Origin of the sequence: Marinomonas aquiplantarum (assembly GCF_003314975.1) — a bacterium.
Taxonomy (GTDB): Bacteria; Pseudomonadota; Gammaproteobacteria; order Pseudomonadales; family Marinomonadaceae; genus Marinomonas; species Marinomonas aquiplantarum.
Genome location: NZ_QNRF01000001.1, coordinates 668,889 through 684,557, shown reverse-complemented (window position 1 = coordinate 684,557; position 15,669 = coordinate 668,889). Strand labels below are relative to the sequence as shown.

At 45.8% G+C, this 15,669-nt stretch carries 13 protein-coding genes and 1 riboswitch; of the genes, 10 read left to right on the top strand and 3 right to left on the bottom strand.

Features of this window, described 5'->3' with window-relative positions:
* Window positions 1–126 precede the first annotated feature (126 nt).
* The 3 genes from ftsX to ftsY are packed head-to-tail and all read right to left on the bottom strand — an operon-like array spanning window position 127 to window position 3,089.
* A complete protein-coding gene (gene ftsX, locus DFP76_RS03220) occupies window positions 127–1,134 on the bottom strand; it encodes a permease-like cell division protein FtsX (protein WP_113873221.1) in 1,008 nt (335 codons plus the stop codon).
* Entirely contained in the window at window positions 1,134–1,805 is a 672-nt protein-coding gene (gene ftsE, locus DFP76_RS03215; protein ID WP_013797893.1) for a cell division ATP-binding protein FtsE, read from the bottom strand. The genes ftsX and ftsE overlap by 1 nt, the downstream gene beginning before the upstream one ends.
* A 36-nt stretch (window positions 1,806–1,841) precedes the next feature.
* Window positions 1,842–3,089, bottom strand: a complete 1,248-nt coding sequence (ftsY, locus tag DFP76_RS03210; protein ID WP_113873220.1) for a signal recognition particle-docking protein FtsY — start codon at window positions 3,087–3,089, stop codon at window positions 1,842–1,844.
* A 171-nt stretch (window positions 3,090–3,260) separates the two neighbouring features.
* Here ftsY and DFP76_RS03205 point away from each other — a divergent pair, with 171 nt between their 5' ends.
* The 10 genes from DFP76_RS03205 (at window position 3,261) to DFP76_RS03155 (ending at window position 15,668) form a co-directional block, all read left to right on the top strand.
* Window positions 3,261–4,577, top strand: a complete 1,317-nt coding sequence (locus tag DFP76_RS03205; RefSeq protein WP_113873219.1) for a peptidase M16 family protein — start codon at window positions 3,261–3,263, stop codon at window positions 4,575–4,577.
* Window positions 4,577–5,182, top strand: coding sequence for a 16S rRNA (guanine(966)-N(2))-methyltransferase RsmD (rsmD, locus tag DFP76_RS03200; RefSeq protein WP_113873218.1), 606 nt, complete (start codon window positions 4,577–4,579; stop codon window positions 5,180–5,182). Before DFP76_RS03205 ends, rsmD begins: the two co-directional genes overlap by 1 nt.
* A gap of 195 nt (window positions 5,183–5,377) precedes the next feature.
* Window positions 5,378–7,264: a methyl-accepting chemotaxis protein gene (locus DFP76_RS03195; RefSeq protein WP_113873217.1), complete on the top strand. Its 1,887-nt coding sequence runs from the start codon at window positions 5,378–5,380 to the stop codon at window positions 7,262–7,264.
* A gap of 159 nt (window positions 7,265–7,423) precedes the next feature.
* Window positions 7,424–8,605: a homoserine O-succinyltransferase MetX gene (metX, locus tag DFP76_RS03190; protein WP_113873216.1), complete on the top strand. Its 1,182-nt coding sequence runs from the start codon at window positions 7,424–7,426 to the stop codon at window positions 8,603–8,605.
* Window positions 8,595–9,191, top strand: coding sequence for a methionine biosynthesis protein MetW (metW, locus tag DFP76_RS03185; RefSeq protein WP_113873215.1), 597 nt, complete (start codon window positions 8,595–8,597; stop codon window positions 9,189–9,191). The genes metX and metW overlap by 11 nt, the downstream gene beginning before the upstream one ends.
* 51 nt (window positions 9,192–9,242) lie before the next feature.
* Window positions 9,243–9,848 (top strand): XTP/dITP diphosphatase, encoded by a 606-nt coding sequence (locus DFP76_RS03180; RefSeq protein WP_113873264.1) that lies wholly within the window; start codon window positions 9,243–9,245, stop codon window positions 9,846–9,848.
* The gene (hemW, locus tag DFP76_RS03175) at window positions 9,845–11,014 is read left to right on the top strand and encodes a radical SAM family heme chaperone HemW (RefSeq protein ID WP_113873214.1); all 1,170 of its coding nucleotides are present in this window, start codon (window positions 9,845–9,847) and stop codon (window positions 11,012–11,014) included. Before DFP76_RS03180 ends, hemW begins: the two co-directional genes overlap by 4 nt.
* A 374-nt stretch (window positions 11,015–11,388) precedes the next feature.
* A complete protein-coding gene (locus tag DFP76_RS03165) occupies window positions 11,389–12,972 on the top strand; it encodes a BCCT family transporter (protein WP_113873212.1) in 1,584 nt (527 codons plus the stop codon).
* Between the two features lie 69 nt (window positions 12,973–13,041).
* A riboswitch (yybP-ykoY riboswitch) is annotated at window positions 13,042–13,149 on the top strand.
* A gap of 84 nt (window positions 13,150–13,233) precedes the next feature.
* The gene (locus DFP76_RS03160) at window positions 13,234–13,800 is read left to right on the top strand and encodes a TMEM165/GDT1 family protein (protein ID WP_113873211.1); all 567 of its coding nucleotides are present in this window, start codon (window positions 13,234–13,236) and stop codon (window positions 13,798–13,800) included.
* Between the two features lie 11 nt (window positions 13,801–13,811).
* On the top strand, window positions 13,812–15,668 hold the full coding sequence (locus DFP76_RS03155) for a DUF294 nucleotidyltransferase-like domain-containing protein (protein ID WP_113873210.1): 1,857 nt from the start codon (window positions 13,812–13,814) through the stop codon (window positions 15,666–15,668).
* Window position 15,669 lies beyond the last annotated feature (1 nt).

The window sequence follows — 15,669 nt, the reverse complement described above, 5'->3', positions numbered from 1 at the left end:
CTATTTCCACCTTTTAATTTTCATACTCTGTATGACAAAATACTAACAAGTTAATTCTGCGTATGTGTGACATAAATGTGAATAAAACGTGGCGAATCCAATCTGAACATAACCCGCCGGTTCATGTCACTGCAGTTCAATGTTGGCAATGTGTCGATTAACGGCAATCCAAGCCCCAAAAACGCCAACAAATGCACTAATAGTTAAACATAAAACAATCTCATCTGCATTAAAAGTCTGCAGTTGAAAGTCGCTTTGATACAAATCAATCAAGCGCTCTGCTGGCGCACTCACCCACCAGCTAAGTACCAGAATACAAAGGCTAGCGAACACACCGCCTAAAATACCAAACCAAAATCCCATGTATAAAAAAGGCCGACGAATATAGGCATCTGTCGCACCAACCAATTTCATTACCAAGACTTCATCGCGACGACTTTCCACCGCCACACGAATGGTATTACCGACAATTAACAACACGGCAATCACCAGCAATACAGACAAAGCGTATGAAAAACGCTGTCCAAAACTCAGTATATTGGCAAGGCGCTGTAACCATTGTGCATCTAATTCGGCGATTTCTACTTCAGGCTTAGTCGCTAACTCATCTCGTAGCGCCTGTAGGCTCGACAAGGTCGTGACATCCACAGCCTCTCTCGGGATCACTCTTAGCACAATAGGTAAAGGGTTTTCAGATAAGGAAGAAAGCGTCTGCTCATAACCACTAGAACGCTCAAAGTAACGCAAGCCTTCTTCTTTAGAAATGTATTCTACAGACGCCACATCAGGTTGTGCCGAAATCTGGTGAGACAATGCCAGCGCCTCCGTGTCTTCCAAATTAGGAAACAGATAAAGCGTAATGACCGATTGCCTTTCCCATTGATCAGTCACGGTTTGGACATTTTTCAGCACCACATAAAGACCACCGGGTAAAGACAAGGCAATAGCAATCACCATCACTGTCATCACGCTGGCTAAAGGGTAACTGAGCAAACGCATAAAACTCTCTTTCAAGGTCGTTTTATGCTGTAGAAAATATAGACTCGCGTTAAAACGGGAACGTGTCGGCCAATGATGTTTCGAAGCCTTTACTGATGCACGAGTGGCGCCTCGCTGACTTGGCTTTTGTGCCATTAAGCGAACCCCCCATCGTTGACCATGCGACCTTGATTTAAGGTCAATACACGATGGCGCATGCGCGCCACTAATGCCAAATCATGGCTCGCCACCAATACAGTCACACCGACACGGTTAAACTCTTGAAATAGGTTCATGATTTCAGCGGACAATTTAGGATCAAGGTTACCTGTCGGTTCATCGGCCAGCAGCAGTTGCGGCTTATTCACCACTGCTCGCGCAATCCCCACGCGTTGTTGCTCACCACCGGACAACGCCATTGGATTGAACTTTTCTTTTTCCAACAACCCAACTTTGTCTAGCGCAGCACGCACTCGTTTTGCGATCTGTTCGTGATCTGCACCACTGACTTGCAGCGGCAAGGCCACGTTATGAAACACACTGCGGTCCAATAATAATTGGTGATTTTGAAACACCACCCCAACACGACGGCGATGTTGTGGAATCGCTCGTCGACTTAAGGTACGCAAATCCACACCATCGATCAGAATTTGTCCGGAAGTCTGACGTTCAATCATCATCATGAGTTTCATCAGTGTACTTTTGCCGGCACCAGAGTGACCGGTCAAAAAGGCCATTTCACCTTGCTGCAAATGAAAACTCACTTGCGATAAGGCTTCTTGACCACTGTCGTATTTCTTACCAACGCGCTGAAATTCGATTTCCACTCTGCTTCACTGTCCTGATTATTAGATGGCTTGAGTCTAGTCTTGATCCCCTGTGAACAGAGCATCAATAAATTCTTGCGCCACGAACGGGCGCAGATCGTCCGCTTGCTCGCCAACACCGATGTAACGTATTGGCAGACCAAACTGTTTCGCTATCGCAAAGATAATACCGCCTTTTGCAGTACCATCAAGTTTCGTCAGTGTGATACCACTGACCCCAACCGCTTCTGAAAACAACTTGGCTTGGCTGATAGCATTCTGACCAGTTCCTGCATCCAATACCAGCATAACTTCATGGGGCGCTTGCTGATCCAGCTTTTTCATCACACGAACGACTTTTGACAACTCATTCATGAGATTTTGTTTGTTTTGCAAACGACCTGCGGTATCAGCGATGACGATATCAATGTTTTTCGCTTTTGCCGATTCAATCGCATCGTAAATTACCGACGCCGAATCCGCACCGGTATGTTGAGCCACCACAGGCACATTATTACGCTCGCCCCAAACCTCTAACTGCTCAACCGCCGCGGCACGGAAAGTGTCCCCAGCAGCAAGCATCACACTCTTACCTTGAGCTTGATACTTCTTCGCTAGCTTGCCAATGGTGGTGGTTTTGCCCACACCATTCACCCCAACCATCAAGATCACAAATGGGCCGTCAGTATTCGTCGGCTCTAACTCCTGTTGGGATTGACCTAGAATCGCCGCCATGTCTGCTTTTAAATGGGTTAATAAAGCATCCGCATCTTTAAGCTCTTTGCGATTCAGTTTTTCCGTCAAACCTTCAATCAAAGTGCGAGTCGCATCAATGCCCACATCCGCCATCAGCAATTGAGTTTCTAGCTCTTCTATCAGTTCATCGTCTACTTTTCGACTGCCACTAATGATTGAAGACAGCCCTTTCCCCAAACCGCTTCGGGTACGAGTTAGGCCAGATTTAATACGCTCAGACCAAGACAGAGTCGAGACGTCTTCTGTTACGTCAACTGGCGTAGCAACGGCTTCTTCTTGTGGCTGCGACGCCACTGAGGCGCTGTCGGTCTCATGCGAGTCAGTCGTTTCTTTAGATGCAACGGCTTCTTGTGGTTCAACTGGCAATTCTTTCGCTTCTGCATCCTTTTTCTTTGCTTGCGCAATATCTGCACTCATTTTTTTCACAAAGCGACGACGAATCACAAACGCCAACAAAGCCATCAAGGCGCCAATCACTATAGGAACATAACGGGCGTATTCACCAAGATAGGGAGTAAAAAAAACAATAATCTGATTAACAACTTCCATTCAATTCGTCTCTTTGTTTTGGCTGATGCAGTAAACACCAGTGAAATGCTATCATAAGGACTTGCGCCATTGTGATGGACGCAGAAAATGACTATTTTATCATCATTCTGATTCGCAATCAGGCCTGTTTTACACAAATTACCCTGTTAACAGGCAGTCTAAAGGTTCATTATGCGCGACAAAAATAAACCTCTTTTTAGCCGCCCCGTTTTGGCGGCGATTATGTTGTTCTCTACACTGGCGATTTGGCTGCTCAATCTTACCGCGCCAAGCGCGAAATTGCCGACCCCCAACATTGAGCAATGGACAACCGACTCTGGCATTCCTGTTATTTGGCTTAACCAAGACACTTGGCAAGGCAGCGACAAACTCGAAATTCGTTTTTCTTTTCGTGCCGTCACCACAGACACAAAATTGATTCAGTCAACACTCGCCATGCTAATGAGTGATGCACTGCCACTAAGTACCGCCTCAATTAACCAAAGACTGTCCCCTTTGGCAGCGAAGGCGAATACTTACTATGATCATGAAAACCAAATACTTGGGCTAACCGTCAGTAACAACCCATCATACCTCGTCCCAAGCCTCAAACTCGCCAATAACTGGTTAACGCAAACAGCATTCAAAAGTCGCACCTTCGACAATTGGCAAGGGCTCAACCCTTATCAGCAAACCGTTCAACATGAGTTAGAGCAGATACTTTTTTTTCAACAAAACACACCACCGATTGAGCAAATCTCTTTAACGGACGTGAAAGAGTATTATCAAAAAATGACGCAGTCAGTCGCGACCATTTATCTCGTTGGTGACATGTCTGAACAAAGCCAGAACATTGTGAAAGCCGGTTTAAATGCGATTACAGAGCAATTTTCCCCTGCTTTTGCTGCTGAACAGAGCCATTCAGAAAGCATTGAGTTAGCCTCCTTAAGTGCTCTGATTCAACAAAACCAAGGCATTTTATGGCAAACCCGAAGCGCGCTTGCTCTGCCCCCTGTTAGCACGGTTCAGCAATGGTTAAGTTTGCAAATTTGGGGCGCCGACCTTGTCGACAGTTTAAACGCCCAAGAACGTATCGATTTTGTTCAACTCGACTTAGCCCTATCTCCGCACCACCCATGGGTCTGGTGGAACGTTCAATACAGCCCTGCGAATCAGCACGCTGACGTCAGCAACATTTCGACAGGAGAGCCAGACATCAGCCTAAAAAGCTTTGTGTTTGTTGAACAAGTTCCTTCCATTAAGGATAAGAAAAGGTTTGAGCAATTGTTGGAGAGCCTCATTATTCAGTTAGAGGAAAACACCTTGTCACCCACTTGGTGGAGTGTCATTGCAGGGCAATTCACCCACCAAGACAGCGAGCTGACACTGGAAACCTTTGCACAAGACTACAAGGAAGCCGTCGATAATTTTCGCTATGAAGACTACCAGGCCGCTTTAAAACAACTAATCAATGCGCAAACTTACCAAGAGATTCAGGTTTACCAATAATGAGAAAAAACGCCTCTAACCATCACGCTAACAAAACCAAGAACAAGGTAACCAAACTGCGAATTATTGCAGGAGAGTGGCGCTCTCGTCAGCTACCTATCCCAAACGTCGAAGGTTTGCGCCCCACACCTGATCGAGTACGTGAAACTCTGTTTAATTGGATCAACCCATACCTACCTGGCGCAGTCTGCGCCGACTTATTTTGTGGCTCAGGTGCCCTAGGTTTAGAAGCCTTGTCCCGTGGTGCCAAGCATTTGACCTTTGTTGATAACGCCAAATTGGTCACCAAACAAATGACCGATAACTTGGCCACCTTGCAAGCATCGCAGGCCCAAGTCATTCAACAGGCGGCAGACGCCTATCTAAGCCAACCAGCCAATCAAGCATTTGATATCGTATTCTTGGATCCGCCATTTCGAAAAGGTTGGCTGGAGAAAGTCATCCCACTATTGGAACAAGGATGGCTAGCCGAACGTGCATTGGTCTACATTGAAATGGAAAAAGAAACACCTCTTACCGTCTTACCGGAACACTGGCAACTCAGTAAAGAAAAAGTCGCCGGACAACTTGTTTACCGACTATTTAACGTGTCGCGGCCAAGTTAAATAAGCGCTATTGATAACCTTTTACAAATGCGTTTGCCCCATTAAGAGGCAAACGCCCTCTATCATCGACTAGCCCCCCCTAGACATCACCAGCCTCAGCACAAGTCATTGATATGTGCACGGTATTTGCATAGGTAAGATTACTTTACTTATTCATGTTTTCATCAGCCGCTCACAAGGCAGGTAGGTCTAATAATGCTGAAGAACCTTTCTTTCAAAATCAAACTCATGCTTTTGCTCGTGTCCGCCGTTATCGGCTTTGTCATTGTCACTTTTGTGGCCATTGAAGGACTGTCTGCTCAACAAAGCGCCAATGGCGACGTTCGAACACTGTCTAAAATCCAAACATCTAATGATCAAATTAGCATCAATTTATTGGCCATAGCCGACCGTTTTCGGTCAATTTCAAGCGATAACGTCGAAGACTATATTCAGCAGGTCAAAAACCAAGAGCAACAAAATGCCGAACGCACACAAGCCAATATTGAAAGAAGCCAAGACGCTGGTTTAAGCACGACATTACAAGACAACCTTGAGATTACCCGCCAATACAGCGCAATTTTGTTAGACCTCGCTCGCGAACAAAACATTATCGGATTCGGCTCAACATCAGGGATGCGTGGCCAGATCGATCAGCTTGGCAATAAAATAACCGACGACATCAGCAACCTAAGCTTGCTCAAGCGTGAATTTTCTAGCGTACGCCAAGCAGAAGCCAGCTACCTTTCAGACCCGACTGCAGACAATTTAGAAAAATTCACCGGTAATTTTGAAAAATTTGATCGTCGTATTTCTAATTTTGGCTTCCAAAGTACTCACGGTGTCACCGCCAATGCTTATCGTGATGCGATACTTAAGTATGGTCAGGAGTACCAAAAACTGCTGACAACGGAAAACCTGTTTAACCAGCAAAAATTGGCCTTTCGAGACAGTCAAACCAACGCCAGTCAAGTCATCGAACAACTTATGACGGCCGCAGAACAAGAGGCTGAAAGTCGCTCCACACAAGCCAACGCGACACTGCTTACAGTAAGCTTTGCTGTGATTGTATTTGCCACCTTGTTAATGATGACCATAGGACGCAGTGTCAATGAGTCACTCAAAAACATCATCAGTGATTTAAATAAAGTGAAGCAAGGAGACATGTCCTCTAAAGCCAGCGTCAATCTAAAACGTTTGGATGAGTTTGATCAGTTAGGTCAATCACTAAACGAAATGACCGAGGGGTTAGGCGATGTTCTCAAAGATGTGGTCACCACAACGGATACCTTTAATACCATGTCCAGCGACCTAAACAGCAGCATTAGTGACATCACCACCAGTAACCATTTAGTGAACCAGCGTACTCACTCTTTGGCCACAGCAACAGATGATATCTCAAATCGCTTAACGGAATTATCGAACACCACGGACACACTTAAAAACCAGTCTAATGATACTTACCAATCCGCTAAGTCTGGTGCCGATACCATTAACCTTGTATTGACCAGTATTAACGATACGGTGAGCATCGTCCAAGTTACCAGCGATCAATTAAATCAACTCGGACAATTATCAAAAGACATTGATAACGTCATCGCCATGATTAATGATCTCGCCAACCAAACGAATTTATTAGCACTCAATGCCGCGATTGAAGCGGCTCGAGCCGGTGAAGCCGGACGCGGTTTTTCGGTGGTCGCTGACGAAGTTCGTGCCTTAGCTGAAAAAACCGTAGATGCCACGGCGAAAATCACTGAAATCGTCAATACCATTCAGCGCTCAACCCATTCGGCCATCACTACGATGGAAAGCGGTAAATCAAACCTCAGCATCATTAGTGAGAATGGCAGCAAAGCGGAAGAAGCCATGCGCAACATTGAGCAGTTCGCCATGACAGGCACGCAATCAACAGATTCCATGGCAAACGCCATCCAAGACGTCGCCAGCACCGCTGTTGAAATGAGCACCGAAATGGAGCAAATCGCACAACAACTTAGCCAAGACACCAGTTCGATTGATATTTTGGCGGACAAAACCCAACAAATTCAGCGACTTTCTGAACAATTGGCGCAAAAAACCAACATCTTCACTCTGGCCTAATATAGAATCCCCTTTATTACCACCAAATAAAGGGGATTTCCTTCTCTATCCCTTGATGGTAAACCATGCAGCCGCTAGACTGTGTGGATTCATTTTTTGGTCTAGTTCCTCGCTTATCTTCACGGGAACACGAGTATTTCATTAGGATTACCAACACCCATGCCAGACGCCATTCCAGTCGATTCTGTGGGCCTAGTCACACCACAGATTGCGCACTTCGACAAGCCGTTGACGCTTACCTGCGGGCAAACCTTGGCATCGTACCAACTCATCTATGAGACATATGGCACGCTAAACCAAGACGCTTCCAATGCCATCTTAATTTGCCACGCATTAAGTGGTGACCATCACGCAGCGGGCTACCACGATATGGCAGATAAAAAGCCGGGGTGGTGGGATTCGGCCATTGGACCAGGCAAAGCCATCGACACCAATCGTTACTTTGTCATTGCGCTAAATAACCTTGGAGGGTGTTGCGGTTCAACGGGGCCTACCAGCATCAACCCTGAGACCGATCAAGTTTGGGGAGCGGACTTCCCGATTGTGACTGTAGAAGATTGGGTCGAAAGCCAAGCCCGCTTAGCTGACTTGCTAGGCATTCACACCTTTGCCGCGATTGTTGGTGGTAGCTTAGGGGGAATGCAGGCTCTTGAGTGGAGCATTCGTTTCCCTGAGCGTCTCAAATCTGCCGTGATTGTCGCCTCAGCACCGAAATTGTCGACGCAGAATATTGCCTTCAATGAAGTGGCTCGCCAGTCAATTCGACGTGATCCCGATTTCTTTGATGGCCGCTACCTAGACAATGAATCAGTACCGACCAATGGTCTTGGTTTGGCACGCATGCTAGGCCACATAACGTATTTGTCCGATGATGCCATGGGGGAGAAGTTTGGTCGTCAGATGCGCCATGAGCAGTATCAATACAACTACGGCATAGAATTTGAGGTCGAAAGCTACCTACGTTATCAAGGGGAAGCCTTCACCAAACGTTTTGATGCCAATACCTACATGCTAATGACCAAGGCACTGGACTATTTCGACCCCGCCGCGCAAACCAATGGTGACTTGGCGGCTGTTTTAAGCCGTGCTCAATGCGAGTTCCTTTTAGTGTCCTTTACGACCGATTGGCGCTTTTCACCAGAGCGAAGTGAAGAAATCGTCAATGCGCTGATTAAAGCAGGCAAAGCGGTTTCTTATGCCAAAATTGAAGCGACTGAAGGCCATGATGCTTTCCTATTTCCCATTCCTCGCTACATGCAGGCGGTAAACAGTTTTTTAACACGCATCGCGGATCAAGTAACGCTACCTGCTCGCCAAGGAGAGTCTGAACATGCGCGCTGATTTAGAAATCATAGACGAATGGATTCAACCCAATATTCGCGTACTCGATTTAGCCTGTGGTCCCGGTGAACTGCTCTATCATCTAATCAATCACAAGCAAATCAGTGGTTATGGCTTAGAAATTGGCCCAGAAGATCTGAACACCTGTATTCAAAAAGGCATTCCAGTGTTGGAGCAAAACATTGATGAAGGTCTACAAAACTTTGAAGATCAGAGTTTTGATCTCGTACTAATGACCCATGCTTTGCAGCAATTTCGTCGCCCAGATTTGTTGATCGATGAAATGCTACGCATCGGCAAAGAATGCATTATTACGTTCCCTAACTTTGGTCATTGGCGCAGTCGCTTACATCTGGCGCTAAAAGGTCGCATGCCTGTATCAGAGTTTATGCCTTACAACTGGTACGACACACCCAACATTCACTTTTTCACCTTTCAAGACTTTGAACGCTTGTGCCACGAAAAAGACATTAAGGTATTGCGTTGGGCAGCGGTAGATGGCCACCTAAAAGACCATTGGTGGATTCGCTCTATGCCTAATCTATTCAGTGAAACGGCTATTTTCCATATCAGCCGAAAAGCCTAAATCAGCAGACATCGTCGCCATTTTAGGACGCCGTTGCAAGAGGACAAAAACGTGAAAAAAACCATCGTACTGGCCAGTAATAACGCCGGAAAAATCAAAGAATTCAATGCTTTGCTGAGCAATATAGGCTTTGATGTCAAACCTCAAAAAGAATTCCAGGTAGAAGACGCCGATGAAACAGGGCTCAGCTTCATCGAGAATGCCATTTTGAAAGCACGCCATGCTTGTGAAAAGACAGGCCTACCCGCTCTGGCAGACGACTCAGGCATTGAAGTCGACTATCTAAAGGGTGCTCCCGGTATTTACTCCGCTCGTTTTGCCGGCGAACACGGTAATAACCAAGCCAATAATGACTTGCTATTGGAAAAGTTAGACGGTGTTCCAACAGAGCAAAGAACGGCTCGTTTCCATTGTGTGCTGGCCTATATGCGCCACCAGAATGACCCGACACCTAAAGTCTTTCACGGCGTTTGGGAAGGTCGCATTTTAACATCAACAGAAGGCCAAGAAGGATTTGGTTATGATCCTCTGTTCTTCGTACCTGAATGCGATTGCAGCGCCGCCAGTTTGCCGAAAGAAGTCAAAAATCAGATCAGTCACAGAGCCAAAGCTCTGCAGCAGCTATTAACGGCGTTTCAGCAGGATAACACCTTGTGAGTCGATTACTGCCACCGCTCAGCTTGTACATTCACCTACCTTGGTGCGTGAAAAAATGCCCTTATTGTGATTTTAACTCCCATCAAGCAGATCGCTTTACCCAAGACGATCAGCTGCCAGAGGAAGCCTATCTCGCACAACTACTGGCAGATCTTGAGGTCGATTTACCTTACATCGCTGGGCGGCCAATACAAACCGCCTTTATTGGTGGTGGTACACCCAGCTTAATGAGCGAAGATTTTTATTACCGCCTAATGGATGCCTTGCGTGACAAACTAACTTGGGCTGACAACGCTGAAGTCACTATGGAAGCCAACCCAGGCACCTTTGAACAAGAAAAATTTCGTCATTTTCGACAAGCAGGCATCAATCGCCTCTCCATTGGCATCCAAAGTTTTCAGCCAAAGCTGTTGAAAACCCTAGGAAGAATCCACAACCGCGAAGAAGCCATTCACGCTGTGGATAAGTCCAGAGCCGCAGGCTTCGACAATATTAACCTAGATTTAATGCACGGTTTGCCAGACCAAAGCTTAGACATGGCAATGGACGATTTAACATTGGCCATGACCCTAAACCCTGAGCATCTTTCTTGGTATCAACTCACCATAGAACCCAATACTGAGTTCTATCGTCGTCCTCCAGCCTTACCAGAAGACAATACCCTGTGGGAAATTCAAGATGCAGGGCAAGCCTTATTGGCTGCGCAAGGTTATGCGCAATATGAAGTGTCTGCTAATGCCAAACAAGGACGCCAAGCCGCGCACAATTTGAATTATTGGCGATTTGGTGACTACATTGGCATCGGCGCAGGGGCCCACGGCAAGATCACATTAGTTAATGGTCAAATATTTCGTACTCGAAAGACTCGCCACCCAAATCACTATCTCAACAACCTACCAGAGGCACTCGTTATTAAAGAAGCCATTAACCCAGAGGACATGCCACTGGAGTTTATGATGAATCGCTTACGCTTGTTTGAATCCTTTGATTTGCAGGAATATCGAAGATATGCACAAAGTGAGTTACCAAAATCACTGATTCAAGCCTGTAAAACCGGTCTACAGCGAGGTTTACTCGACGAAGACGCGTGGCAAAAAGAACACATTAAAACCACAGAAAAAGGCAAACTCTTTCTCAATGAACTGCTTGAACTCTTTCTCCATTAATTCCTGCAACAAGGGTGCATCGCATTTACTATAATTTGACATCTAACTAAATTGATGTAACTCTTGCCCCGATAATTCAAAAAAGGCCGTCTTCGATGGCCTTTTTTGGCTTAATTGGAATATCAAATTAGTGATGTTTCCATCAACAATCTCAATGTTAAGCATATGATTGCGTTCTGTTTTGAACCATGAGTTTCCTTGTAAGCCGAGTGCGATACTAAGCATTCCTATGATCCAAAACAGAACAAAATAAGTCGTTTAAAGAACAATTTAAGAAGTCTTATTCTTATAGGGTTAAGCGATAAGTCGTGACATTCACGCATGTTGTTGCATATTGAGAGATTGGAAAAGTTTCACTTCATCAGGAGAATATTATGAGTAATAAAGCACCTGACAGTGGTCGGGCGGAGTACAACACGTCTTACAAGGTTGGACAGGACAATATCCAATTTCTTGGTTTGGACGTCCTAAACCCAGTGTTCACCACCAGTGCCTTGATCATCTTGGCCTTCATTCTTGGTAGTATCTTATTTCCTGCCGATGCAAGCGCTGTTCTTTCCGGTGCCAAAAGCTGGTCGATAAATAACTTCGATTGGTTCTTCATGGTCGCTGGTAACATCTTTGTTCTATTTTGTTTGGCTTTGATTCTGTTGCCTTTTGGTCGTATCCGTCTTGGTGGTACTGAAGCGAAAGCAGAACACTCGACCATCACTTGGTTCTCCATGCTGTTCGCTGCTGGTATGGGTATTGGTCTGATGTTCTGGAGTGTGGCAGAACCTGTTGCGTACTACACAGGCTGGTACGGTACACCGTTCGAAGTCATGAAAAACACACCTGAAGCAAAAGATCTAGCCATGGGCGCCACTATGTTCCACTGGGGTCTTCACCCTTGGGCCATTTACGCAGTTGTCGCACTTTCATTGGCTTTCTTTGCTTACAACAAAGGGTTACCGCTAACGATCCGCTCTGCTTTTTACCCACTATTTGGTGAAAAAGTATGGGGCGCTATTGGTCATTTCATTGACATCATTTCTGTCATTGCCACCATCTTTGGTTTGGCAACGTCTCTTGGTTTTGGTGCGCAGCAAGCCACGAGTGGTTTGAACTTCTTGTTCGATATTCCAAACACCCTCACCACACAAATTTTCGTTATCTGTGGTGTGACAGCGGTTGCCATCGTATCCGTAGCTCGTGGTCTGGAAGGTGGTGTGAAGCTACTTTCTAATGTCAACATGATCATTGCTGCAGCATTGGCAATCTTCATCGTAATTGTTGGCCATACTGGTGCCATCTTTGCCGCGATGGGATCATTCTTACTGAACTATGTTGAACACATTATCCCTCTAAGTAACTGGATTGGCCGTGAAGATGAAACCTTCTACCATGGCTGGACTGTATTCTACTGGGCGTGGTGGATTTCCTGGTCACCTTTCGTCGGGATGTTTATTGCACGCGTTTCTCGCGGCCGTACTGTACGTGAATTCATTATCGCCGTATTACTTGTACCAACTTTGGTGACACTTGTGTGGATGTCTGTGTTCGGTGGATCAGCACTAGAACAAGTTCAAAACGGTGTTGGCGAATTGGCAAACGGTATCAGTGATTCTTCTTTGGCTATGTTCCAAATGTTTGAACACTTACCACTAACGGCGATCACTTCTTTCGTAGGCATCATTCTTGTCTTGGTATTCTTTGTCACCTCTTCTGACTCAGGCTCTTTGGTTATTGATGGTATTACTGCGGGCGGTAAAACCGATGCACCTATGATCCAACGTGTGTTCTGGGCAGTATTGGAAGGCATCATTGCGATTGCCTTACTAGTCGGTGGTGGCTCTGAAGCGCTGGGCGCAATTCAAGCCGCTGCGATCACCATTGGCTTGCCTTTCACCCTATTGATGCTGGTTATGTGTGTCAGTTTGTGGAAAGGCTTAAGCAGTGACATGCATCTGTATAAGTAAAACTTAACAGATATACCAAGGGCGGCTTCGGCCGCCCTTCTTGTTTCAGTACGTAAAATACACTATCATCACCTCATCTTAGGGGAGTAATCTTCTTTGCTATTTGCAAAGATTCTTTGTCAACATAATTGAGCCACATGCTCATGGCAAAGAAGTCCTGACGCCATTCGCAGGATTGATGAGACTTAAGACAAGAACTTGACTCAGGTGGGCTCAAGTTGTTTGTCTTTTGTATTATCGCCCACCTAGGAACATCTCAAAATGGAAGCGCTGTTTACTTCTACTTCAACCGTTGCCTTAGCTGAAATGGGTGATAAAACCCAGTTATTGGCACTCTTTCTAGCAACACGATTTGCCTCAAAAACTCCAATTGTACTCGGCATTCTCATTGCCACGTTATTGAATCACGCAGTGTCGGCGTGGTTTGGTTCAACCATTGCCGCCTGGATTCCAACCTATTTCGCTAGCTGGATTGTGGGATTCAGCTTTATCGCGGTGGGTTTTTGGCTGTTAATCCCAGACAAAGACGATAGCGAGGACAATCAATTATTAAAATACGGGGCTTTCTGCGCTACTTTTATGCTGTTTTTTCTGGCTGAAATTGGCGATAAAACACAAATCGCCACGGTTTTATTAGGCGCTCACTATGGCAGTGTATGGGCGGTCTTGATAGGCTCTACCTTAGGAATGATGATGGCCAATGTGCCAGTCGTTTTTGCTGGGCGCTGGTTAATGGATAAAGTCGACGCCAACTGCACACGGAAACTGGCTTGTATACTCTTTATCATCATCGGCATCATTACCATTGTGACTCCGCAACTCACTTAAAAGGCCTAGTTATGGACGTTGAGTTAACTGAAATTTTGGAAGCCATTTGTCAGCACGCGCCCTTCAATGATATTGCAGAAGAAGCCCTGCTGAGTGAGATGACAAAGGAAATCGAAATCCAATACGTTCGTGCAGGCGAATGGGTTATTTCCCCTGGCACACTCAACAACACCTTGTTTTTTATTCGTAGCGGCGCCATTGAAGCCTTGAGCAGAAAAGACAAACTCATTCGTCGTATGAACGAAGGTGAATTGTTTGGTTATGCTTCTTTGTTACGCGGCGGCAAATCCTCACAATCCATGCGAGCCATTGAAGACAGCTTGTTGTACCGTATTCCTGCTCGTTGGTTTCTCAAGCTGTACGAAGAAAACGATACCTTCTCTGACTTCTTCGAACTCGCGCGAGAAGTTCGTCTGCGTCTTGCCATGGACTCGCAAAGCTCCGATGTCTCTTTAATGACTTGTCCTGTCATGAGCTTATTAAGACGCCAGCCAGTTAGCACAACAGCCGATTCAGACATCCTCACTGCCGCGCAAATCATGACCGACAAGCGTGTTTCCAGTTTGTTAATAACCGAACAGGATGAGTTAATTGGCATTGTCACCGATCGAGATCTTCGTACTAGAGCCTTAGCCAAAGGGCTTCCTTTTGACACCCCCATTTCAGACATTATGACACCTGATCCTATCGTCATGGACAGTCGTGACTACGCTTCTGAAGCCGTACTCAAAATGATGGAACGTAATGTTCACCATTTACCTGTTATTAAAGACAATCGTCCCATTGGGGTGGTTAGTACAGGTGACATTGTCCAAAAAGAAAGTCACGGCAGTGTGTATTTAATCAGCGACATCTTCAAACAATCCAACATAGAAGGTTTACAAGCCATTAGCCGTAAGATGACGCATACCTTCACTCAATTAGTCGTCGCAGATGCCAATACACAGATGATAGGCAATGCCATGTCACACATCGGAACAGCTTTTGTGAAGCGTTTATTACAATTGGCCGAAGATCAATTTGGTAAAGCTCCCGTGCCCTATTGCTTTGTCGCCCTAGGATCACAGGCTCGCGAAGAACAAATCATAAAGACGGACCAAGATAATGCTTTGATTCTCAGCGATAAGTACGATGAAAGCCTTCACGGTGAGTATTTCGAGAAACTCAGTGAATGGGTGTGTCAAAATCTGGATAAATGTGGCTATGATTTATGCAGCGGCGACATTATGGCGTCAAACCCTCGCTGGCGTCAGCCGATTTCTGTATGGAAACAGTACTTTACGGATTGGATACGTGAGCCCAAAGCAGAAGCATTACTGCGTTTGTCTATCTTCTTCGATTTACGCGGTATTTATGGGGACAAAACCCTAGCCACCAAACTCAATCGTCACATTCGCGCAGAAGCCAAAGCACATTCGGGCTTCTTGACCTTTATGGCCCGCAACGCAAACCAAAGAAAGCCGCCATTAGGCTTCTTCCGGCAGTTTGTCTTGGATGGTGAAGGCAAACAATCACGCACCTTTAACTTGAAAGAAAGAGGCATTGCGCCAATTATCGACATAGTACGAGTGCATGCCTTGGCGATTGGCAGTGATAAGCTCAATACCTTAGAACGACTTGAAGACATCGAAGCGGAAGGGCTTCTTCCTGATGGACGCGCAAAAGATTTGGCTCTCGCCTTAGAAATGATTGGTATGGTGCGTATTCGTCACCAGAAAGACCAAATTGATGCTGGCGAAACACCCAATAATCATGTGAACCCAGCTAACTTATCCTCTTTCGAAAAGCGCCACCTCAGGGATGCTTTTGACATAGTGTCGCGTCAACAAGAGTTCATCAAATTCCGCTATGCCGGTAAACGCAGTTAAA